Below are 15,675 nucleotides of genomic sequence, written 5' to 3'. Positions count from 1 at the left end.
TCCCCTCGGGATGGCTCGGCGGATCGTCAGCGAGCCTCGTCGGCCATGCGCAGCCGCAGGCTGAGCGGGCGCATGTCGGTCCAGACCCGCTCGATGTGGTCCAGGCACTCCTGCCGGGTCCCGGAGGCGCCCTCGGCCCGCCAACCGGCGGGCAGCGCACGGTCGGCGAACCAGACCGAGTACTGCTCCTCGTGGTTGACCACGACCAGGTACTTCTCGTCCGCGGACATCTCTCTCCTCAACGGTCGCGTTGTTCCACTTCTCCCGGATCCGCCTCCGGGTCCGTGGAGAAGTCGGGAAGGTGGATCCCGAGCCCCCGCGCCGCGGCCTCGTCCATGACATGGGCGGCGAGGGCGGCGTCGAGGGCGCCGAGCCCGAAAGGCGAGAACACCGTCACGGATCCGGCGTCATAGGGCAGCGCGGTGCCCGGGGCCAGCAGATCGCCGATCTCGGCGGTGACGAATCCCCGGTTCCCGGCCAGCCGCGCGGCCAGGTCGAGCGAGGTCGCCTCGCGGCAGACGTGGTCGGTGTCGTCGACCACGTTCCTGGCCGCCAGGATCGACTCCGGGGTCAGGTCGCGCAGCGACACGTGCAGCACGACGGTGCCCGGCAGGCAGGAGTCCGTGCTCAGGTGCGGCTCGCCGGCGGTGGTGGCGAGGGAGACGATCCGGTGCGCGGCCAGCGCCTCCTCGACGTCGCCGGCGATCTCGACCTTCAGGTCGGGCACCCGGGACGCGAACGCCCGGGCGCGCTCGGTGTCGAGGTCGAACACGGTGACCGTCGCCAGCTCGGGGAGCTGTGACCGCAGGAAGCGGAGGATCTCGAAGTTGATGACCCCGCAGCCGATCAGCGCGACCCCGCTCCGGACGTCGGCGGGAGCGTCGGCGGTGAGCGTGGCCGCGGCCACGGCCGCGCCGGCCGCGGTGCGCCTGGCCGAGACGACCGCTCCCTCCAGCAGCGCCACCGGCCGTCCGTCCGTGACGGAGTTGAGCAGGATCGCGGCCGACGCCCGCTCCAGCCCGAGGGCCAGGTTTCCGGGGAACGACGCCACCCACTTGACTGCCGCGACCGGGCGCTCGCCTCCGACGTAGGCGGGCAGCGCGATGATCCGGTCACGCGTGTTGCCGGGGAAACGCAGGAAGACCGAGTGCGGCACCGAGGTCTCCCGCCGCGAATGGGCCAGGTAGGCGTCCCTGACGGTCCGGCAGACGGCGTCCTCGGCGTCGTCCAGCACCGCCAGCACGTCGCTCCTGCGGAGGATCAGCATGACGTTTGCTCCTTCCAGAGGTGGGCGATGTCGCCGAACCTCTCCTCCACCCAGACGTCGGAGTAGATGGTGTCCAGGTACCGCTCGCCCCGGTCGGGCAGCAGCAGGACGCAGTTGGCGCCGGCCGGGATCTCCGCGAGCCGCTGCGCGACCGCGCTCACCACCGCGCCGGAGGAACCACCGCCCAGGATCGCCTCGACGCCGACCAGCCGCCGGCAGCCGACCACGCAGTCCTGGTCGGTCATCCGGGCCACGGAGTGGGCGATGCCGTCGTAGTACAGCTCCGAACGAATCGCCGCGCCGTGTCCCGGGATGAGCCGTCGGCAGGACGGCTCGCCGAAGATGGCGCTGCCCTCCGCGTCGACGGCGACGATGTGCGTGCCCAGCCCGTGGTCCGCGACGAACCTGGCGCACCCGTGAATGGTGCCGCAGGTCCCGGTGGCCACGAAGAGGTAGTCGACGTCCCCGTCGAGCTGCCGGACGACCTCCTGCATGATCGTTTCCTGGGCGCGGGCGTTGAGCGGGTTGGCGTACTGGTTGGGCCAGAACGCGTGGGGAATGTCGTGGACGAGTTCGCGGACGCGCCGGATCCTGGCGGACAGGAAGTCGCCCATCTCGTTGTCGGGCTCGCGCACGATGTCCAGCTCCGCCCCGTACGCGGCCAGGATCGCCAGGTTCTGGGCGGTCATCTTCGGATCCGCCACGCAGATGAACCGGAGGCCGAACCAGCGACACACCTGCGCGAGCCCGATGCCGAGGTTGCCCGAGCTCGACTCGACGATCGTCGACCGGTTCGGGATGAGCTCGCCGCGTTCGATCGCGCCCAGCACCATGCCCATGGCGGACCGGTCCTTCATGCTGCCGCCCGGGTTCAACGACTCCAGCTTGGCGTGGAACCGGACCGGGGAGTCCCCGAAGAGGCGGGTCAGCCGCACCAGGGGGGTCGCACCGACCGCTGAGAGGACGCCGTCACCGACCCGCGCGTTCACCGCCGGAGTCGTCCGGCCGGGGGGCGCACAGTCGACGGCCTCATATCCTGCGCTCACCGTTCCGCTCCGTCAGGAAATTCAGAAGATATGCTCCGCGAGACATTGACACCTTTCCTGATGGCTTCATTCTTCTGGGTTTCCGGCGGCACCCGCCGGAACCCGCCGGAACCCGCCGAACATATTTACCGGGCCACCTCGAATGGCTGTCCACAGCAGCGGGCCCCAAAACGTGGCCCGACCATAACCAGGGCGCCTCGACAGGGTCAATAGCGCAGGCCGCGGAAATGGTCGTTGCCGCAAAAACTCCAGCCGTGCATGATAAGTCTCGACACCGCCGAATTATCGCACCGTATTCACCGAATGAACGGGCCACCCGGCGCATTAATGTCGCTATTAGACGATGGATGGGAGCTGTCCCGCCGGCGGGACAGCCGGGCGACGCGGGCTGCCGGGGAGCGTGCCATGGCCGCTCCGCCCCCCGCACGCGAAGGAGAATGCCGAGATGACCACCATTTTGCCCGCTCCGGCGGGCCCGCTGAATAATGTTCGGCCGATGACCGGTGCGGAATATCTGGAGTCGTTGCGCGACGGCCGCGAGGTATATATCGGGGGCGAGCGCGTGCCGGACGTTACCACTCACCCGGCCTTCCGTAACAGCGCGCGTTCCATCGCCCGGCTGTACGACGCGCTACACGAACCGGAGGCCGCGGATGTATTGCGGGTGCCGACCGACACGGGAAACGGTGGATTCACCCATCCGTACTTCAAAACGGCCCGTTCCGCGGCCGATCTGGTCGCCTCCCGGGACGCGATCGTCGCCTGGCAACGGCTCGTCTACGGCTGGATGGGCCGCACCCCGGACTACAAGGCCGGCTTCTTCGGCACCCTGGAGGCCAACGCGGACTTCTACCACCCGTTCCAGGACAACGCGCTGCGCTGGTACAAGGAGGCGCAGGAGCGGCTGCTCTACTTCAACCACGCGATCGCGCATCCTCCCGTCGACCGGGACCGGCCGGCCGACCGGACCGCGGACGTGTGCGTCCACGTCGAGGAGGAGACCGACTCCGGCCTGATCGTGTCCGGCGCGAAGGTCGTCGCGACCGGGTCCGCGATCACCAACGCGAATTTCATCGCCCACTTCGGCCTCCCGCTCAGGGACAAGAGGTTCGGCCTGGTCTTCACGGTGCCGACGAACTCTCCCGGCCTGAAGTTCATCTGCCGCACCTCCTACGAGCAGGCGGCGGCGGCGCAGGGCAGCCCCTTCGACTACCCGCTGTCCAGCCGGATGGACGAGAACGACAGCATCATGGTGTTCGACCGGGTGCACGTGCCCTGGGAGAACGTCTTCATGTACGACGCCGGCGCGGCCAACTCCTTCTCCGCCGGATCCGGTGTCCTGGAGCGCTTCACCTTCCACGGCTGCGCGCGGCTGGCCGTCAAGCTGGACTTCATCGCGGGCTGCGCGATGAAGGGCGTGGAGGCGACCGGCGTCTCGACGTTCCGCGGCGTGCAGGCCCAGATCGGCGAGATCCTCAACTGGCGTGACCTGTTCTGGGGGCTGTCCGACGCGATGGCCAAGTCGCCGACCTCGTGGAACGGCGGCGCCGTGCAGCCGAACCTCAACTACGCCATGGCGTACCGCACGTTCATGGGCGTCGGCTATCCCCGCATCAAGGAGATCCTCCAGCAGACCCTCGGCAGCGGCCTGATCTACCTGAACTCGCACGCCGCCGACTGGAAGAACCCCGACGTACGCCCCTACCTGGACCGCTACCTGCGCGGCTCGCGGGGCATCCAGGCCATCGACCGGGTCAAGCTGCTCAAGCTGCTCTGGGACTGCGTCGGCACCGAGTTCGCCGGACGCCACGAACTCTACGAGCGCAGCTACGCCGGTGACCACGAGGGCATCCGGGTGCAGACGCTGCAGTCCTACGCGGCGAGCGGGCAGGCCCAGGCGCTGAAGGGCTTCGCCGAGCAGTGCATGGCCGAGTACGACCTCGACGGGTGGACCCGTCCCGACCTGATCGGCCCCGAGGGCCTGCCCGGCCACGCGCGTTGACGCCGCCCCACGGAGACATCGCCCACAACGGAGGAACCATCATTGGCCATCATCGCGCTTGAGCCGTCGGCCCGGCCCCGCTGGGAGTACCACCCGCTCGCCTGGAAACCGCTGGCGCTGCTCGTCGCGGCCGTCGTCGTGCCGGTGGTGCTGCTCATCGACGGCTACGGCTACAACATCGACGAGCTCTACTTCATCGCGGCCGGCCGGCAGCCGGCCTGGGGATACGCCGACCAGCCGCCGCTCGTGCCGCTACTGGCCGCGCTGACCGACGCCCTGTTCCCCGGTTCGCTGCTCGCGCTCCGGCTGCTGGACCTGCTCGTGGTCGCGGCCGGTGTCGTGGTCACCGCGCAGATCGCACGGGAGATGGGCGGCCGGGGGCGGGCGCAGGTCATGGCGGCCGCCGCCTACGCGATCGCGTTCCTCGGCCAGGCGGGCAGGCTCGACACCGAGACGTTCGACGTCGTGCTGTGGATGACGGCCGGCCTGCTGGTGGTCCGCTGGGTCCGGTTACGCGGCGAGGGACGCACCGGCCGGAGCGCCGACCTGCCGCTGCTGTGGGCCGGCGTCGTCACGGCCGTGGCGTTGCAGGTCAAGTTCCTCATCCCGGTCTTCTGGGTGGCTCTGGCGGTGAGCGTGCTCGCGGTCGGCCCGCGCGACCTGCTGCGGCGACCGGCGCTGTGGGCGGGGGCCGCGATCGCGGTGGTCGCCACGGTGCCCGGGTTGGTCTGGCAGACCGTTCACGGATGGCCGCAGCTCCAGGTGGCCGCCGCGCTGACCGGAGAGAACGAGATGCTCTGGGGCGGCCGGCCGATGTTCCTGCCGCTGCTGCTGGTGGTCACCGGCATCCCGGTCGGGACGGTGCTGTTCTGTTACGGCCTGTGGGCGCTGTTGCGCGCCCCCGACCTGCGCGACCACCGCTTTCTCGGCTGGACCGTGCTCGGCGTGATCGCCGTCCTGCTCGCGGCCGGCGGCCGCTTCACCTACGTCGGCGGGGTGTTCCCCCTCGTCTTCGCGGCGGCGACTGTACGGATGGAGCGGCACCGGCCGGCCCGCTGGTGGCGCTGGACCGTCAGCCGGCCGGTCTTCGTGCTGGCGGCGCTGCTGCCGCTGGTGCAGCTGCCGATCACCCCGGTCGCGGAGCTCAGGCAGCCGACCACCCCGCAGGAACGGTCGGACATGCTGGAGGCCTTCCTCCAGCTCGGCTGGCCGGAGTTCGCGAACTCGGTGACCCGGGCCTATCAGGCGCTGCCACCGGCCACCCGGGACCGGACCACGGTCCTCACCCGATACTTCTGGCAGGCGGGCGCCCTGGAGGTGCTGGGCACCAGGCAGGGGCTGCCGCACCCGTACAGCGGGCACCGCGGATACGGCTACCTGGCGACCCCGCCGGAGGAGCCGGGCCCCGTCCTCTACGTCGGCAGGATGGACGATGAGCTGCGGTCGATGTTCTCCGGCGTCCGGCAGGTGGGCACCGTCGAGGGCAGGATCGGCCTCGGAATCGGCACTCCGATCTGGTTCTGCGAGGGCCGTACCGCGGCCTGGTCCCGGATCTGGCCGCTGCTGAAGCGGGAGGACGCCGCCCGGCGGGCCAGACCGGGCTCCTGAAGGACCACATGCGTGAGGGCGGGCCACCGGCCCGCCCTCACGCATACCCGTCAGGCCTCGAAGTGCAGCGCCACCTGCCGGATCCGCTCGATCAGGGCCGCCTGCTGCAGGCTTCCCTCCTGCTGCGGCCGGACGTCGCCACCGTGCAGCACCGAGCGCACGAAGGCGCCGATCACGTTCGCGAACTGGTGGTCGGCCGGCAGGACCAGTTCCTCACGGTGGTCCTGGCGCTCGACCCGCAGCACCGGAAGGTGCGTCTCCGGCGGGGTGAACACCCGGTCCAGCAGGATCCGGCCGGTGCTGCCCGAGAGCTGGTAGTCGTTCCGGTAGGAGTGCTCCATACCGAAGGTGAGCTGCGCGGGGACGCCCTGCGGCGTGCAGAGCAGGACGCTCCCGGACATCACCACGTCCTGCTTCTGGTCGTGCCGAAAGACGGCGCCGATGATCTGAAGATCCCCGCCGAGGAAGTGCACCGCCGCGCGGACCGGGTAGCCGCCGAAATCCAGGAAGGCGCCGCCGCCGACATCACGCTGGTAGCGGATGTCACCCTCTGGTTTGGGCGGGATGGTGAAGGCGGCGGCGAAGCCGCGCAGCTCGCCGATCGCGCCGTCGGCGACCAGCTTGCGTACCGCGGCGTGCTGGGAGTGGTGCAGGAACATGTAGTTCTCCAGCAGCACCAGCCCTCGCGAGCGGGCCAGCGCGAGGAGCCTGCTCGTCTCCGCCTGGCTGTCGGTCATCGGCTTCTCGACCAGGACGTGCTTGCCGGATTCGAGCGTCCGCTCGATCCACTCCGCGTGCAACAGCGCCGGCAGCGGGATGTAGACGGCGTCGACGTCCGGACGGTCCAGCATCGACTCGTACCCCTTGAGCGGGACGCCGCCGAACCGGTCGGTGAACGCGGTCGCCTTCCGCAGGTCACGGCTGGCGACTGCGGTGACCTGCACGTCCGCGTCGGCCACCATCGCGGGAAGGGTCCGCCGCCAGGCGATGTCCGCGCATCCCATGACTCCCATGCGGAGCCGGTCGGTGCTGACACTGATCATTGGTGCGACTCCACTCGGCATAGGACGGACAGAAGGCGATCGCGCGAACCCACCGCGGCATCCCGGTTCAGCGCTGCGGACCGGCCTTCAGCGCCGCGTAGTGCGCCAGGCAATCCTCGTAGGTGGGGAGCAGCCCCTTGGCCGCCGCCTCAGCCAGGGTGGGCGCGCCCGCGTCCTTGTCCGACATGATCGGCGGCTCGGTGAGACCCCACGGGATACCGATCTCAGGGTCCCGTGGATCGATCTCGAGCATCGTGCCCGGTTCGTACGCCTCCGAGCACAGGTAGTTCATGCAGGCGTCGTCGGTCAGCGCCAGGAAGGCGTGCCCGAGACCGTCGGCGAGATAGACCGCGATGCCGGACTTCTCGTCCTGCAGCGTCGTCTCGTACTTCCCGTACGTCGGCGAGCCCACCCTCAGGTCCACCACGACGTCCAGCACCGCGCCGCGCACGCAGGTGACCAGTTTGGCCTGACCCGGCGGGAGCGCGGTGCCGTGGATGCCGCGCAGCGTGTTGCGGCGGCTCGACGAGTAGTTGGCCTGGCCGACGGTGAAGGGGTAGCCGATCGCATCGGAGATCACCTCGGAGCGGAACGCCTCGTAGAAGTATCCGCGCCGGTCGTCGTGCTTGGTCGGCGTCAACCGGTAGGCGTCCGGCACCGACAGCTCGGTCACCATCATCGAGTCGAACATCCGGCACCACACTCCTGAATGAGAACGTCACGGCCGGCGATCGGCTCGCCGGCCTTCCGATGGCTACGCGGCCCGGCCCGCACGGGAGCCCGCGATCAGTACAGGCTGTGCATGCAGGCGAGCAGGCTGCGGGCCTCGATGTTGAGGTAGTGGCCGTGCCGCAGCAGGTCCGTGAGCTGGCGGACGGTCATCCAGCGGAAGTTCGCCGGCACATCGAGGGAGAAGTCCTCGCCGACCTCGGCGATCTGGTAGCGGGTCAGGGCCTGGTAGAAGCGCCCGCCCTCCTCGGAGAGCACCGCGTCGTAGCGCATGGTCGCGTCGGCCAGGACGTCACGCAGCAGAAGGTCCTCGATCTCCGTGACCCCCGCCCCCGGCAGCAGCTGCACGGTCGGCGCCATCTCCACCATGTCCATCAGGCCGAACTCCGGCCTGGCCTGGACCAGCAGGTGCAGCACCCCGCCGATGGGTCGCGCGACGAACAACGCGCGCCCCTCCCCGCGGGGGAACAGCAGCGGCTGGGTCCACCGCTTGACCTCCCTGGTCCCGGCCTCCACCTCGGCCGCGATGATCCGGAAGTGCCGGCCCTCACCGTCGGTGATCTCGTCGTCGGTCCGCTCCCAGCCGCCGACCTTCGCCAGCGGCACCAGGCGGGCCGTCCAGTCGCACCGGGTCTTCGCCTCGGTGAACCAGCTCAGCACCTCGCCGGCGCCGACGTCGTCCGGCCGGTACCGGTAGGAGCGGATGAGCGCGTCCCTGAACGGGTCTCCGGTCGACGCGTCCTCATCCTCCGGCAGCTCGACCGGCAGGCAGGACAGGACCGTGCGGGCGTCCATGTTGACCAGGTTGTCGACCTGGGTGAGCTCGCGGATCTGGGCCAGGGTGAGCCAGCGGTAGTCCTCGTGCACCGGCACGTCGCCGGTCATGAGCACCACCATGTTGCGGTTGCGCTTGCGCCAGAACCAGGCCCCCTGCTCCGACTGCAGGACGTCCACCAGCACCTGACCTCGGGCCGGTCCGACGAAGCACTCCAGGTACCTGGTGCCCGCGCCGCGGTGCACCTGGGTGTAGTTGCTCCGGGTCGCCTGGACGGTCGGCGACAGTTGCAGCGTGTTGATGTTGCCCGGTTCCATCTTCGCCTGCATCAGGCAGTGCAGGACGCCGTCGAACTCCTTCACCACGATGCCGAGAATCCCGATCTCCGGCTGGTTGATGATCGGCTGTGACCACGTCTCCCGGCCGCCGTCGCGGACCTGCAGGCCCTCGATGGTGAAGAAGCGCCCGCTGGCGTGCGCCAGGTTGCCGGTGTCCGGCTCGAAGTTCCAGTCGTCCAGCCGGGAGAAGGGGATCCGCTCCACCATGAAGCGACCGCTGCGGTGCCGGTCGGCCCACCAGTCGTGGAACTCCTCGGTGGACATGAGCGCCCCGTCGTCGGCCGCCGAGATCCGGCGCGTCGGCGCACCGGCCGCCTCCCCGGTCTGCGCGCGCGAAGCCGCGAGTCGCGTCATGATGGGTCCCTTCCCGTCCTCGGTGCGATTTCCTTCAGACCTTCGCCAGGACGTCGCGGAGCGTGTCGATGACCCGTTCCTGGTCGATGTCGGAGAGCGAGGCGTACATGGGCAGGGAGAAGATCTCGTCGGCCACCGTCTCGGTGACCGGCAGGGAACCCTTCCGGTAGCCGAGGTGCGCGAAGCCCGACTGGGTGTGCACCGGCCACGGGTAGCTGATGTTCAACACGATGCCGTGCGCTTTGAGCGCCTCAAGGATCCTGTCCCGCTTCGGGTGACGCACCACGTGGACGTAGTACACGTGGTCGTTGCCCGGGGCGGTCTTCGGGGTCACCAGGTCGGTGCCGGCGAAGGCCTCCGCGTAGCGGGCCGCGATCACCCGCCGCCTGGCGATGTAGTCGTCGAGCCGGGTCAGCTTGCGGCGCAGGATCTCGGCCTGCACCTCGTCCAGCCGGCTGTTGTATCCGGGCGTGGAGACGACGTAGTACTGGCTCTCCATCCCGTAGTAGCGCAGGCGGCGCAGGTTCGCGTCCACCTCCGCGTCCCGGGTCATGGTGGCGCCGCCGTCGCCGTAGGCGCCCAGCACCTTGGTGGGGTAGAAGGAGAACGCCGCGACCTGCCCCATCGAGCCGGCGATCCGGCCGTGGTGGCGGGCGCCGTGCGCCTGCGCGCAGTCCTCCAGGATCGGCAGGTCGTGCTCGGCGGCGAGCGCCTCCAGCGGCGCCATGTCGACGCACTGCCCGTACAGGTGGACCGCCACGATGCATCGCGTGCGGTCGGTGACGAGGGCGGCCACCTGCTCGACGTTCATCAGGTAGGTGTCCGGATCGATGTCGGCGAACACCGGCGTCGCGCCGACCGCGTCGATCGCGACGACCGTCGGGGCGGCCGTGTTCGAGACGGTGATCACCTCGTCACCGGCTCCGACGCCGAGGGCGCGCAGGCCGAGCACGATCGCGTTGGTGCCGTTGTCGACGCCCACACAGTGCGGGACGCCGTGGTAGGCGGCGAACTCCTCCTCGAACGCCTGTACGCTCGGCCCAAGCACCAGTCGGCCCGAACGGAACACCGTGTCGACCGCGTCGAGGATGTCGTCGCGTTCCTTCTCGTACTCCGGCAAATAACCCCACACGAAAAGGGTCATCGGGGCACGTCACCTCCAATGCGCGAGGGCCCGTCCAGCAGCTGGCCGCGGGCTCGGACGACGGGTTTCAGACGATGTGCTTGAGCAGGTCAACTCCATGCACGTCCCAGGCTTCGCGGTAGATCGCGAAGACGTGGACGTCCAGCACCTGGCCGTGGAAGTACGTGTGCCTGGGCAGGACCGCCTCCGCCTCGACCATCAGCGCGTACGGCTCGGCGAACCCCAGGCTCTCGACGCCGGGATCGGTGGCGTGGAAGTAGACCTTGCGAGTGCGCCACATCGCGAAGGCGAAGTTGACCGTGAGCGCGGCCGCGTCCGTCCGGATCCCGTCCGGCTGGCCGGCCAGGTGGACGTCGGCCTTGAGATGGCCCGCCGGGGCGAGTTCGGACAGCGTGCTGAACCCGACGACCTCCCCGGTGTCCTTGCGGTGCACCAGGAAACAGGCGGACAACCCCTGGCCGAAGGTGTCGACGAACCTGTCGATCACCGGCAGACCGCTGTGCCCCAGTCGGAACAGGATGTCGTAGACCTTGGCGGCGTCCTTGCCGCCCGCGGGCCGCAACTCGATCTGCCTGGACTCGGTGTACGGAAACAACATTTCTTGGTCATCCTCGTTTCGGAGCCGAGCTCCGGCGACATGAAATGGAATTCACGCGCCAATGGCACAGATTTTCGGGAAACGCGCATGGACCATCGCCTGTCCCGCCGGCGGGACAGGTGGACGCACACCGAATCAGTACGTCGGCCGGAAATCCTTCGGGTGTTCACCAGATCTATCACATCGGCACGGTCACCGGCACCCCGCCGGTTATTTCGGGTAGCCGGATAAGAACGGCGAACGGGGCCAACGCTATTGCCCCCGGCATGAGGCCGTGACTACTGTCGTCGGCGTTTAGGCGTACGCCGACAAAGCCCCGTTTAGGAGCGGGCCCGCGAAAGCACTTCCAAGCTTTGTCGATTCGGACCTCGCGTGGGCATCACCGCGACCGCACGAAAGGACGAAAGATATGTCAGACAATGACCTGGCCACCGATGTCGACCTCACCCTGGTCGACGATGTGGAGCGCATGGTCCGGGGTACCGCCGAAATGATCTGCGCCGAGCAGCCCGATGTGCCGCAGCCGGAGTCGCTGCACGACCTCGACTCGTTCTCGATGGTCCAGATCCTGCTGGAGCTGGAGAACACCACGCAGCTCAAGCTGCTGGAGCGGTTCGAGGGCTTCCAGGGCGAGACGTTCCGCGACCTCGCGGAGTTCATCGTCAAGTTGACCGTGGAGGACGATCAGGAGAAGCAGCAGGGAGCCGCGGAAGCACCCCGGGAGCAGGCGTCGCCGGTTTAGCCGCCGACCCGTGCGCTGTCCCGCCAGCGAGACAGCGCAGTGGCGGCAGAACCGGAATCCCGGGTGTCCGCCGGCCAAACAATGCGCCTGGGAGAACGGCCGCGGAATAATCCATGGAATGCCACTGGGGCCACTTTTATCGGCAGGCTGTTCATTGCGCCCGGAGTACCATTGACCCAGGATGACGATATGCCTGACACATCGCACGCGATCTCTCCCGAACCGGCCCGGGAACCACTCAGGTTGCACCCCCCGAGGCATCGGATCGAGCAGCGGTCGATCCTTATGTGGACGCTCAACGCGCTGATCTGGGGAATATTCGTCGTCGGCGCTCTCAGCGTGCTGTACGTGCTGGTTCCGGATACCCGGCCGTGGCTGGGCCCGGTGATCTGGATTTTCTCGGCGATTTACGCGGTGAACGTGGCGGTCATGCCGACCTGGCGTTATCTGGTGCACCGCTGGGAGATCAACGACCAGGCCGTCTACGCGCTCAACGGCTGGATCACCCGTGAGTGGCGGATCACCCCCATCTCGCGCATCCAATCCGTGGAGACCAGAAGGGGTCCGCTGCAGAGCGTGCTGGGCCTGGCCACGCTCAAGGTGACCACCGCCTCCAGGGAGGGCGGGATCACCATCGACGGGCTGGACGCGGGGGTGGCCAAGGAGTGCTCGCGCCGGCTCACCGAGATCACCCAGGCCACTCCGGGAGATGCCACGTGAGCACCACCCGGTCGGCGGACGAACCGCTCCGGACGGACCCGCCGCCACCACCCGCCGACCCGCCGCCGCCGACCGCCGACCCACCACCCGCCGACCCGCCGCCGACCGCGAAGGCGGCGGCCGAGGCCGTCGAGGTGGTCGACGAGGTGATCGACGAGGTGATCGACGACGGGGTGGGCTGGCAACGGCTGAGCGGCCGGGTGGCGTGGGTCGACGGGCTGAGATTCGTGCTCAGCCTGATCCCCAGCTTTCTCACCATGTTCGTCTTCGACCGGGGTTTCGACGCCTGGCCGGTCCTCATCATCACCGTGGTCGGCACCACGGTCAGCATCCTGAACCTGCGGCGCTGGCTGACCACCAGGTACCGGCTGACCACCGACCGGGTCGAGATCCGCCGAGGGGTGCTGGTCCGCAAGTACCGCTCCGTCCCCAGGGACCGGATCCGCACGGTGGACACCACCGCGAAGTTCCGGCACCGGATCGCCGGGCTCCGCGTGCTGCACATCGCCTCCGGCGAGGCGCGCACCTCTTTCAAACTCGACGCCATCCCCAAGAAGGCGGCCGAGGAGCTCCGCGACGAGCTGCTGCGCGATCGGGGGAGCGCGGATCCCCGCGAGGACGTGATTCCCGAGAACGACCGCCCGGCGCCCCAGGAGACCGTCATCGCGCGGCTCAGCTGGTCCTGGATCCCGTACAACGTGATCAGTATCTGGTCCTTCCTGGCCGCGGGGCTGTTCCTGTTGAGTACCAGCCTGACGCTGCAGATGTTCGACGTCGACCTTTGGGAGATCATCGGTAACGCGGTCGGCTGGGAGGACCTCGGCCTGGGCTGGTCGATCGCCGTCGGGGCCATCGGCTGCTTCGTCGTGGGCACCATCGGCCTGACGATCACCTTCTTCAAGGAGAAGTGGAACTTCGAGCTGGTCCGCACCACGACCGACGACGGCGGCACGGCGCTGCTCACCCGGCAGGGGCTGTTCGGCACCCGCGAGGTGTACCGCGACGACAGGCGCCTGCGCGGGGTCCACATCAGCGAACCGCTGCTCTCCCGATGGATGGGACTGGCCGAGACGGAGGTCATCTCGACCGGGCTGCGGTGGATCCCCGGGAGCGACGCGTCCAGCAGCATCCTGCCGCGCGCGCCCATCGGCGAGGCGCGCCGGGTGGCGGTCCTGGTCCTCGGAGACGAGCACCGGCCGCTGGAGGCGAAGCTCCGCGCCCACCCGCGCACCGCGCTGTACCGCCGGCTGATCTGGGCCGTCTACGTGCCGGGGGTCGTCGCCGGCCTGCTGGCCTGGCTGGGGGCGACCGGTGCCGTCCCCGGCCGGATCTGGCTGGTCCCCGTCGCGCTGATGCCGGTGACCTGCCTTCTGGCGTTCGTGGCGTACCGGTCACTGGGGCACACGCTGGCCGGGCCGTACCTGGTGATGCGGTCCGGGGTGGTGCGGCGCAACACGGTCGTGCTGCAGTGCCGGGGAGTGATCGGCTGGACGTTGAGCCAGTCGCTCCTGCAGCGCGCGCTGGGGCTGATGACCATCCGGGTGTCTACCGCGGCCGGGGCTCGCTCGTACGAGATACCGGACGTCGCCGCGGACCAGGCCGTGACGTTCGCGCACGGCGGGACCCCGGAACTGGTGTCCGAATTCCTGGTCAACGACAACCCGTCCAGCTGACCCCGCTCACCTACCTGGTGGACAGGAGGTAGAAATGCGCCAGACCAACCTCACGGACGACTTTTCCGTGAGCGCGATCGGCCTCGGCTGTAGCTCGATGTCACACGGCTACGGGCCGGCCGACCGGGACGACGAGGAGTCCGTCCGGGTCATCCACCGGGCCATCGACTACGGCATCGACATCTTCGACACCGCGGACGTCTACGGGCCGTACACCAACGAGCAACTGCTCGGGCGCGCGCTCGGATCACACCGGAACGACGTGACGATCGCCACCAAGTGCGGCCTGGTGGTCGGGCCGGACGGCAGGTTCCGTCGCAACGGCCGTCCCGAGTACCTGCGGACCGCCTGTGAGGGCTCGCTCCGCCGGCTCGGGACCGACTCCATCGGGCTGTACCAGCTGCACCGGGTCGACCCGGCCGTCCCGCTCGTCGAGACCTGGGGAGCACTGGGCGAGCTGGTCACCGAGGGCAAGGTCCGGGCGCTCGGCATCTCCCATGCCACCTGCGAGGAGCTGGAGCTGGTCCACTCGGTGTTCCCGATCACCGCGGTCCAGTACGAGCTGTCGGTATGGTCCACGGGCACCCTCGACGACGTCCTGCCGTGGAGTCAGAAGAACGGCGTGGGGTTCCTCGCCTTTGCTCCGCTGGGCCGCGGGTACCTGTCCGGCCACGTCGACCACACCGCCCTGGGCGCGGACGACTCCCGCAACCGGGACCCGCGCTTCAGCCCCGACGCGATGAGCGTCAACCAGGCGATCGTCGAGGGCCTGCGCGCGATAGGCGCCCGGCACGGCGTCACCTCGGCGCAGGTGGCGATCGCCTGGACGATGGCTCAGGGCGGCAACGTCGTCCCCATCCCGGGAACGAGGCGACGGCACTGGCTCAGGGACAACGCGGCCGCGGTCGACCTGCTCCTCACCCCCGAGGATCTACGCGACATCCACCACCTCCCATCGGCGATGGGCGAGATGAGCTGGGACCAGCTCCGTTCCACCGGCTCGCCGACCCACCGGAGCTGACCCAGATGACAGGACCCAAGAAGTTGATCTTTCCGCATACGGCGTCACGCCGTGTCGTGCTCCACCCCGCGAGCGGTACCGACCAGGCCGGCTTCGCCCAGATCTTCGTACGTACGGGGGTGGAGAGCGTCCGCCCGGCGGTACGGCCGGGCCGGGGAACGATGCGCGCCCACGCCGCCTTCCACATCTCCACGACCGCCACCAACGAGCGTCTGGGCTTCGCCGGCCTGCACGCGCTCGACCCGGCCGGGCATGTCAGATGCGCCGTCTACCTGGATCCCCAGCGGGCCCGGCTGGGCGTGGGCTCCGAGGCCATCCTGCTGATGATCAACTATGCCTTCGCCACACTGAACGTCGACCGGGTGATCGGGCAGACCACCGAGGCCAGCTTCGCCTCCTTCGGGATCACCGGGGGCGACAAGGAGATCGGCGCCCTGCGCGATCACATGTACTTCCGCGGGCGCCTGTGGGACCTGCACAACTTCGAGATCGAGCGCCCGAAGTGGGAGGAGTACATCGACCGGAACGCCACCGGCGTGCTTCCCCCGCCGCTGAGCTGGCGGGCCGCGCCGCCCCGGCCTCTTGAGGTGTCCTGACGGCCCGCTGGACATCGCC

At 69.1% G+C, this 15,675-nt stretch carries 15 protein-coding genes; 7 read left to right on the top strand and 8 right to left on the bottom strand.

The window, feature by feature from the left end; translation table 11 throughout:
• Positions 1 to 26 precede the first annotated feature (26 nt).
• From OIE13_RS32410 to sbnA, 3 genes are read right to left on the bottom strand one after another with little or no spacing between them, the layout of a single operon-like run.
• Positions 27 to 230, bottom strand: coding sequence for an MbtH family protein (locus OIE13_RS32410; protein ID WP_326645853.1), 204 nt, complete (start codon positions 228 to 230; stop codon positions 27 to 29).
• Positions 231 to 238: 8 nt separating this feature from the next.
• Positions 239 to 1,267, bottom strand: coding sequence for a 2,3-diaminopropionate biosynthesis protein SbnB (sbnB, locus tag OIE13_RS32405; protein ID WP_326645854.1), 1,029 nt, complete (start codon positions 1,265 to 1,267; stop codon positions 239 to 241).
• The gene (gene sbnA / locus OIE13_RS32400) at positions 1,261 to 2,313 is read right to left on the bottom strand and encodes a 2,3-diaminopropionate biosynthesis protein SbnA (protein WP_326645855.1); all 1,053 of its coding nucleotides are present in this window, start codon (positions 2,311 to 2,313) and stop codon (positions 1,261 to 1,263) included. Before sbnA ends, sbnB begins: the two co-directional genes overlap by 7 nt.
• A 445-nt stretch (positions 2,314 to 2,758) precedes the next feature.
• Here sbnA and OIE13_RS32395 point away from each other — a divergent pair, with 445 nt between their 5' ends.
• Entirely contained in the window at positions 2,759 to 4,315 is a 1,557-nt protein-coding gene (locus tag OIE13_RS32395) for a 4-hydroxyphenylacetate 3-hydroxylase family protein (protein WP_326645856.1), read from the top strand.
• Positions 4,316 to 4,357: 42 nt separating this feature from the next.
• A complete protein-coding gene (locus OIE13_RS32390) occupies positions 4,358 to 5,923 on the top strand; it encodes a glycosyltransferase family 39 protein (RefSeq protein WP_326645857.1) in 1,566 nt (521 codons plus the stop codon).
• Positions 5,924 to 5,973: 50 nt separating this feature from the next.
• Here OIE13_RS32390 and OIE13_RS32385 read toward each other — a convergent pair whose 3' ends face one another.
• The 5 genes from OIE13_RS32385 to OIE13_RS32365 all read right to left on the bottom strand — a co-directional run bounded on the left by OIE13_RS32385 (position 5,974) and on the right by OIE13_RS32365 (position 10,904).
• On the bottom strand, positions 5,974 to 6,966 hold the full coding sequence (locus tag OIE13_RS32385; protein ID WP_326645858.1) for a Gfo/Idh/MocA family protein: 993 nt from the start codon (positions 6,964 to 6,966) through the stop codon (positions 5,974 to 5,976).
• 67 nt (positions 6,967 to 7,033) lie between these two features.
• A complete protein-coding gene (locus OIE13_RS32380) occupies positions 7,034 to 7,657 on the bottom strand; it encodes a dTDP-4-dehydrorhamnose 3,5-epimerase family protein (protein WP_326645859.1) in 624 nt (207 codons plus the stop codon).
• A 95-nt stretch (positions 7,658 to 7,752) separates the two neighbouring features.
• On the bottom strand, positions 7,753 to 9,162 hold the full coding sequence (locus OIE13_RS32375) for an NDP-hexose 2,3-dehydratase family protein (RefSeq protein ID WP_326645860.1): 1,410 nt from the start codon (positions 9,160 to 9,162) through the stop codon (positions 7,753 to 7,755).
• A gap of 34 nt (positions 9,163 to 9,196) precedes the next feature.
• Positions 9,197 to 10,306 carry a DegT/DnrJ/EryC1/StrS family aminotransferase gene (locus OIE13_RS32370; protein WP_326645861.1) on the bottom strand — a complete coding sequence of 370 codons (1,110 nt, stop codon included), beginning with the start codon at positions 10,304 to 10,306 and terminating at the stop codon, positions 9,197 to 9,199.
• Between the two features lie 67 nt (positions 10,307 to 10,373).
• The gene (locus tag OIE13_RS32365; protein ID WP_326645862.1) at positions 10,374 to 10,904 is read right to left on the bottom strand and encodes a GNAT family N-acetyltransferase; all 531 of its coding nucleotides are present in this window, start codon (positions 10,902 to 10,904) and stop codon (positions 10,374 to 10,376) included.
• A 409-nt stretch (positions 10,905 to 11,313) separates the two neighbouring features.
• On the opposite strand from OIE13_RS32365, the gene OIE13_RS32360 reads away from it, so the two are divergent.
• The 5 genes from OIE13_RS32360 (at position 11,314) to OIE13_RS32340 (ending at position 15,656) form a co-directional block, all read left to right on the top strand.
• Positions 11,314 to 11,646, top strand: coding sequence for a hypothetical protein (locus OIE13_RS32360; protein WP_326645863.1), 333 nt, complete (start codon positions 11,314 to 11,316; stop codon positions 11,644 to 11,646).
• Positions 11,647 to 11,835: 189 nt separating this feature from the next.
• Positions 11,836 to 12,366, top strand: a complete 531-nt coding sequence (locus tag OIE13_RS32355) for a PH domain-containing protein (RefSeq protein ID WP_326645864.1) — start codon at positions 11,836 to 11,838, stop codon at positions 12,364 to 12,366.
• Complete coding sequence (locus tag OIE13_RS32350; RefSeq protein WP_326645865.1) at positions 12,363 to 14,039, top strand: PH domain-containing protein; 1,677 nt, start codon at positions 12,363 to 12,365, stop codon at positions 14,037 to 14,039. The genes OIE13_RS32355 and OIE13_RS32350 overlap by 4 nt, the downstream gene beginning before the upstream one ends.
• 34 nt (positions 14,040 to 14,073) lie before the next feature.
• Positions 14,074 to 15,060: an aldo/keto reductase gene (locus OIE13_RS32345; protein WP_326645866.1), complete on the top strand. Its 987-nt coding sequence runs from the start codon at positions 14,074 to 14,076 to the stop codon at positions 15,058 to 15,060.
• A gap of 23 nt (positions 15,061 to 15,083) precedes the next feature.
• Positions 15,084 to 15,656 (top strand): GNAT family N-acetyltransferase, encoded by a 573-nt coding sequence (locus tag OIE13_RS32340; RefSeq protein WP_326829177.1) that lies wholly within the window; start codon positions 15,084 to 15,086, stop codon positions 15,654 to 15,656.
• Positions 15,657 to 15,675: the final 19 nt, after the last annotated feature.

The organism is Streptosporangium sp. NBC_01810 (assembly GCF_035917355.1).
GTDB lineage: Bacteria > Actinomycetota > Actinomycetes > Streptosporangiales > Streptosporangiaceae > Streptosporangium.
This window is presented reverse-complemented; position numbering and strand designations above follow the sequence as displayed.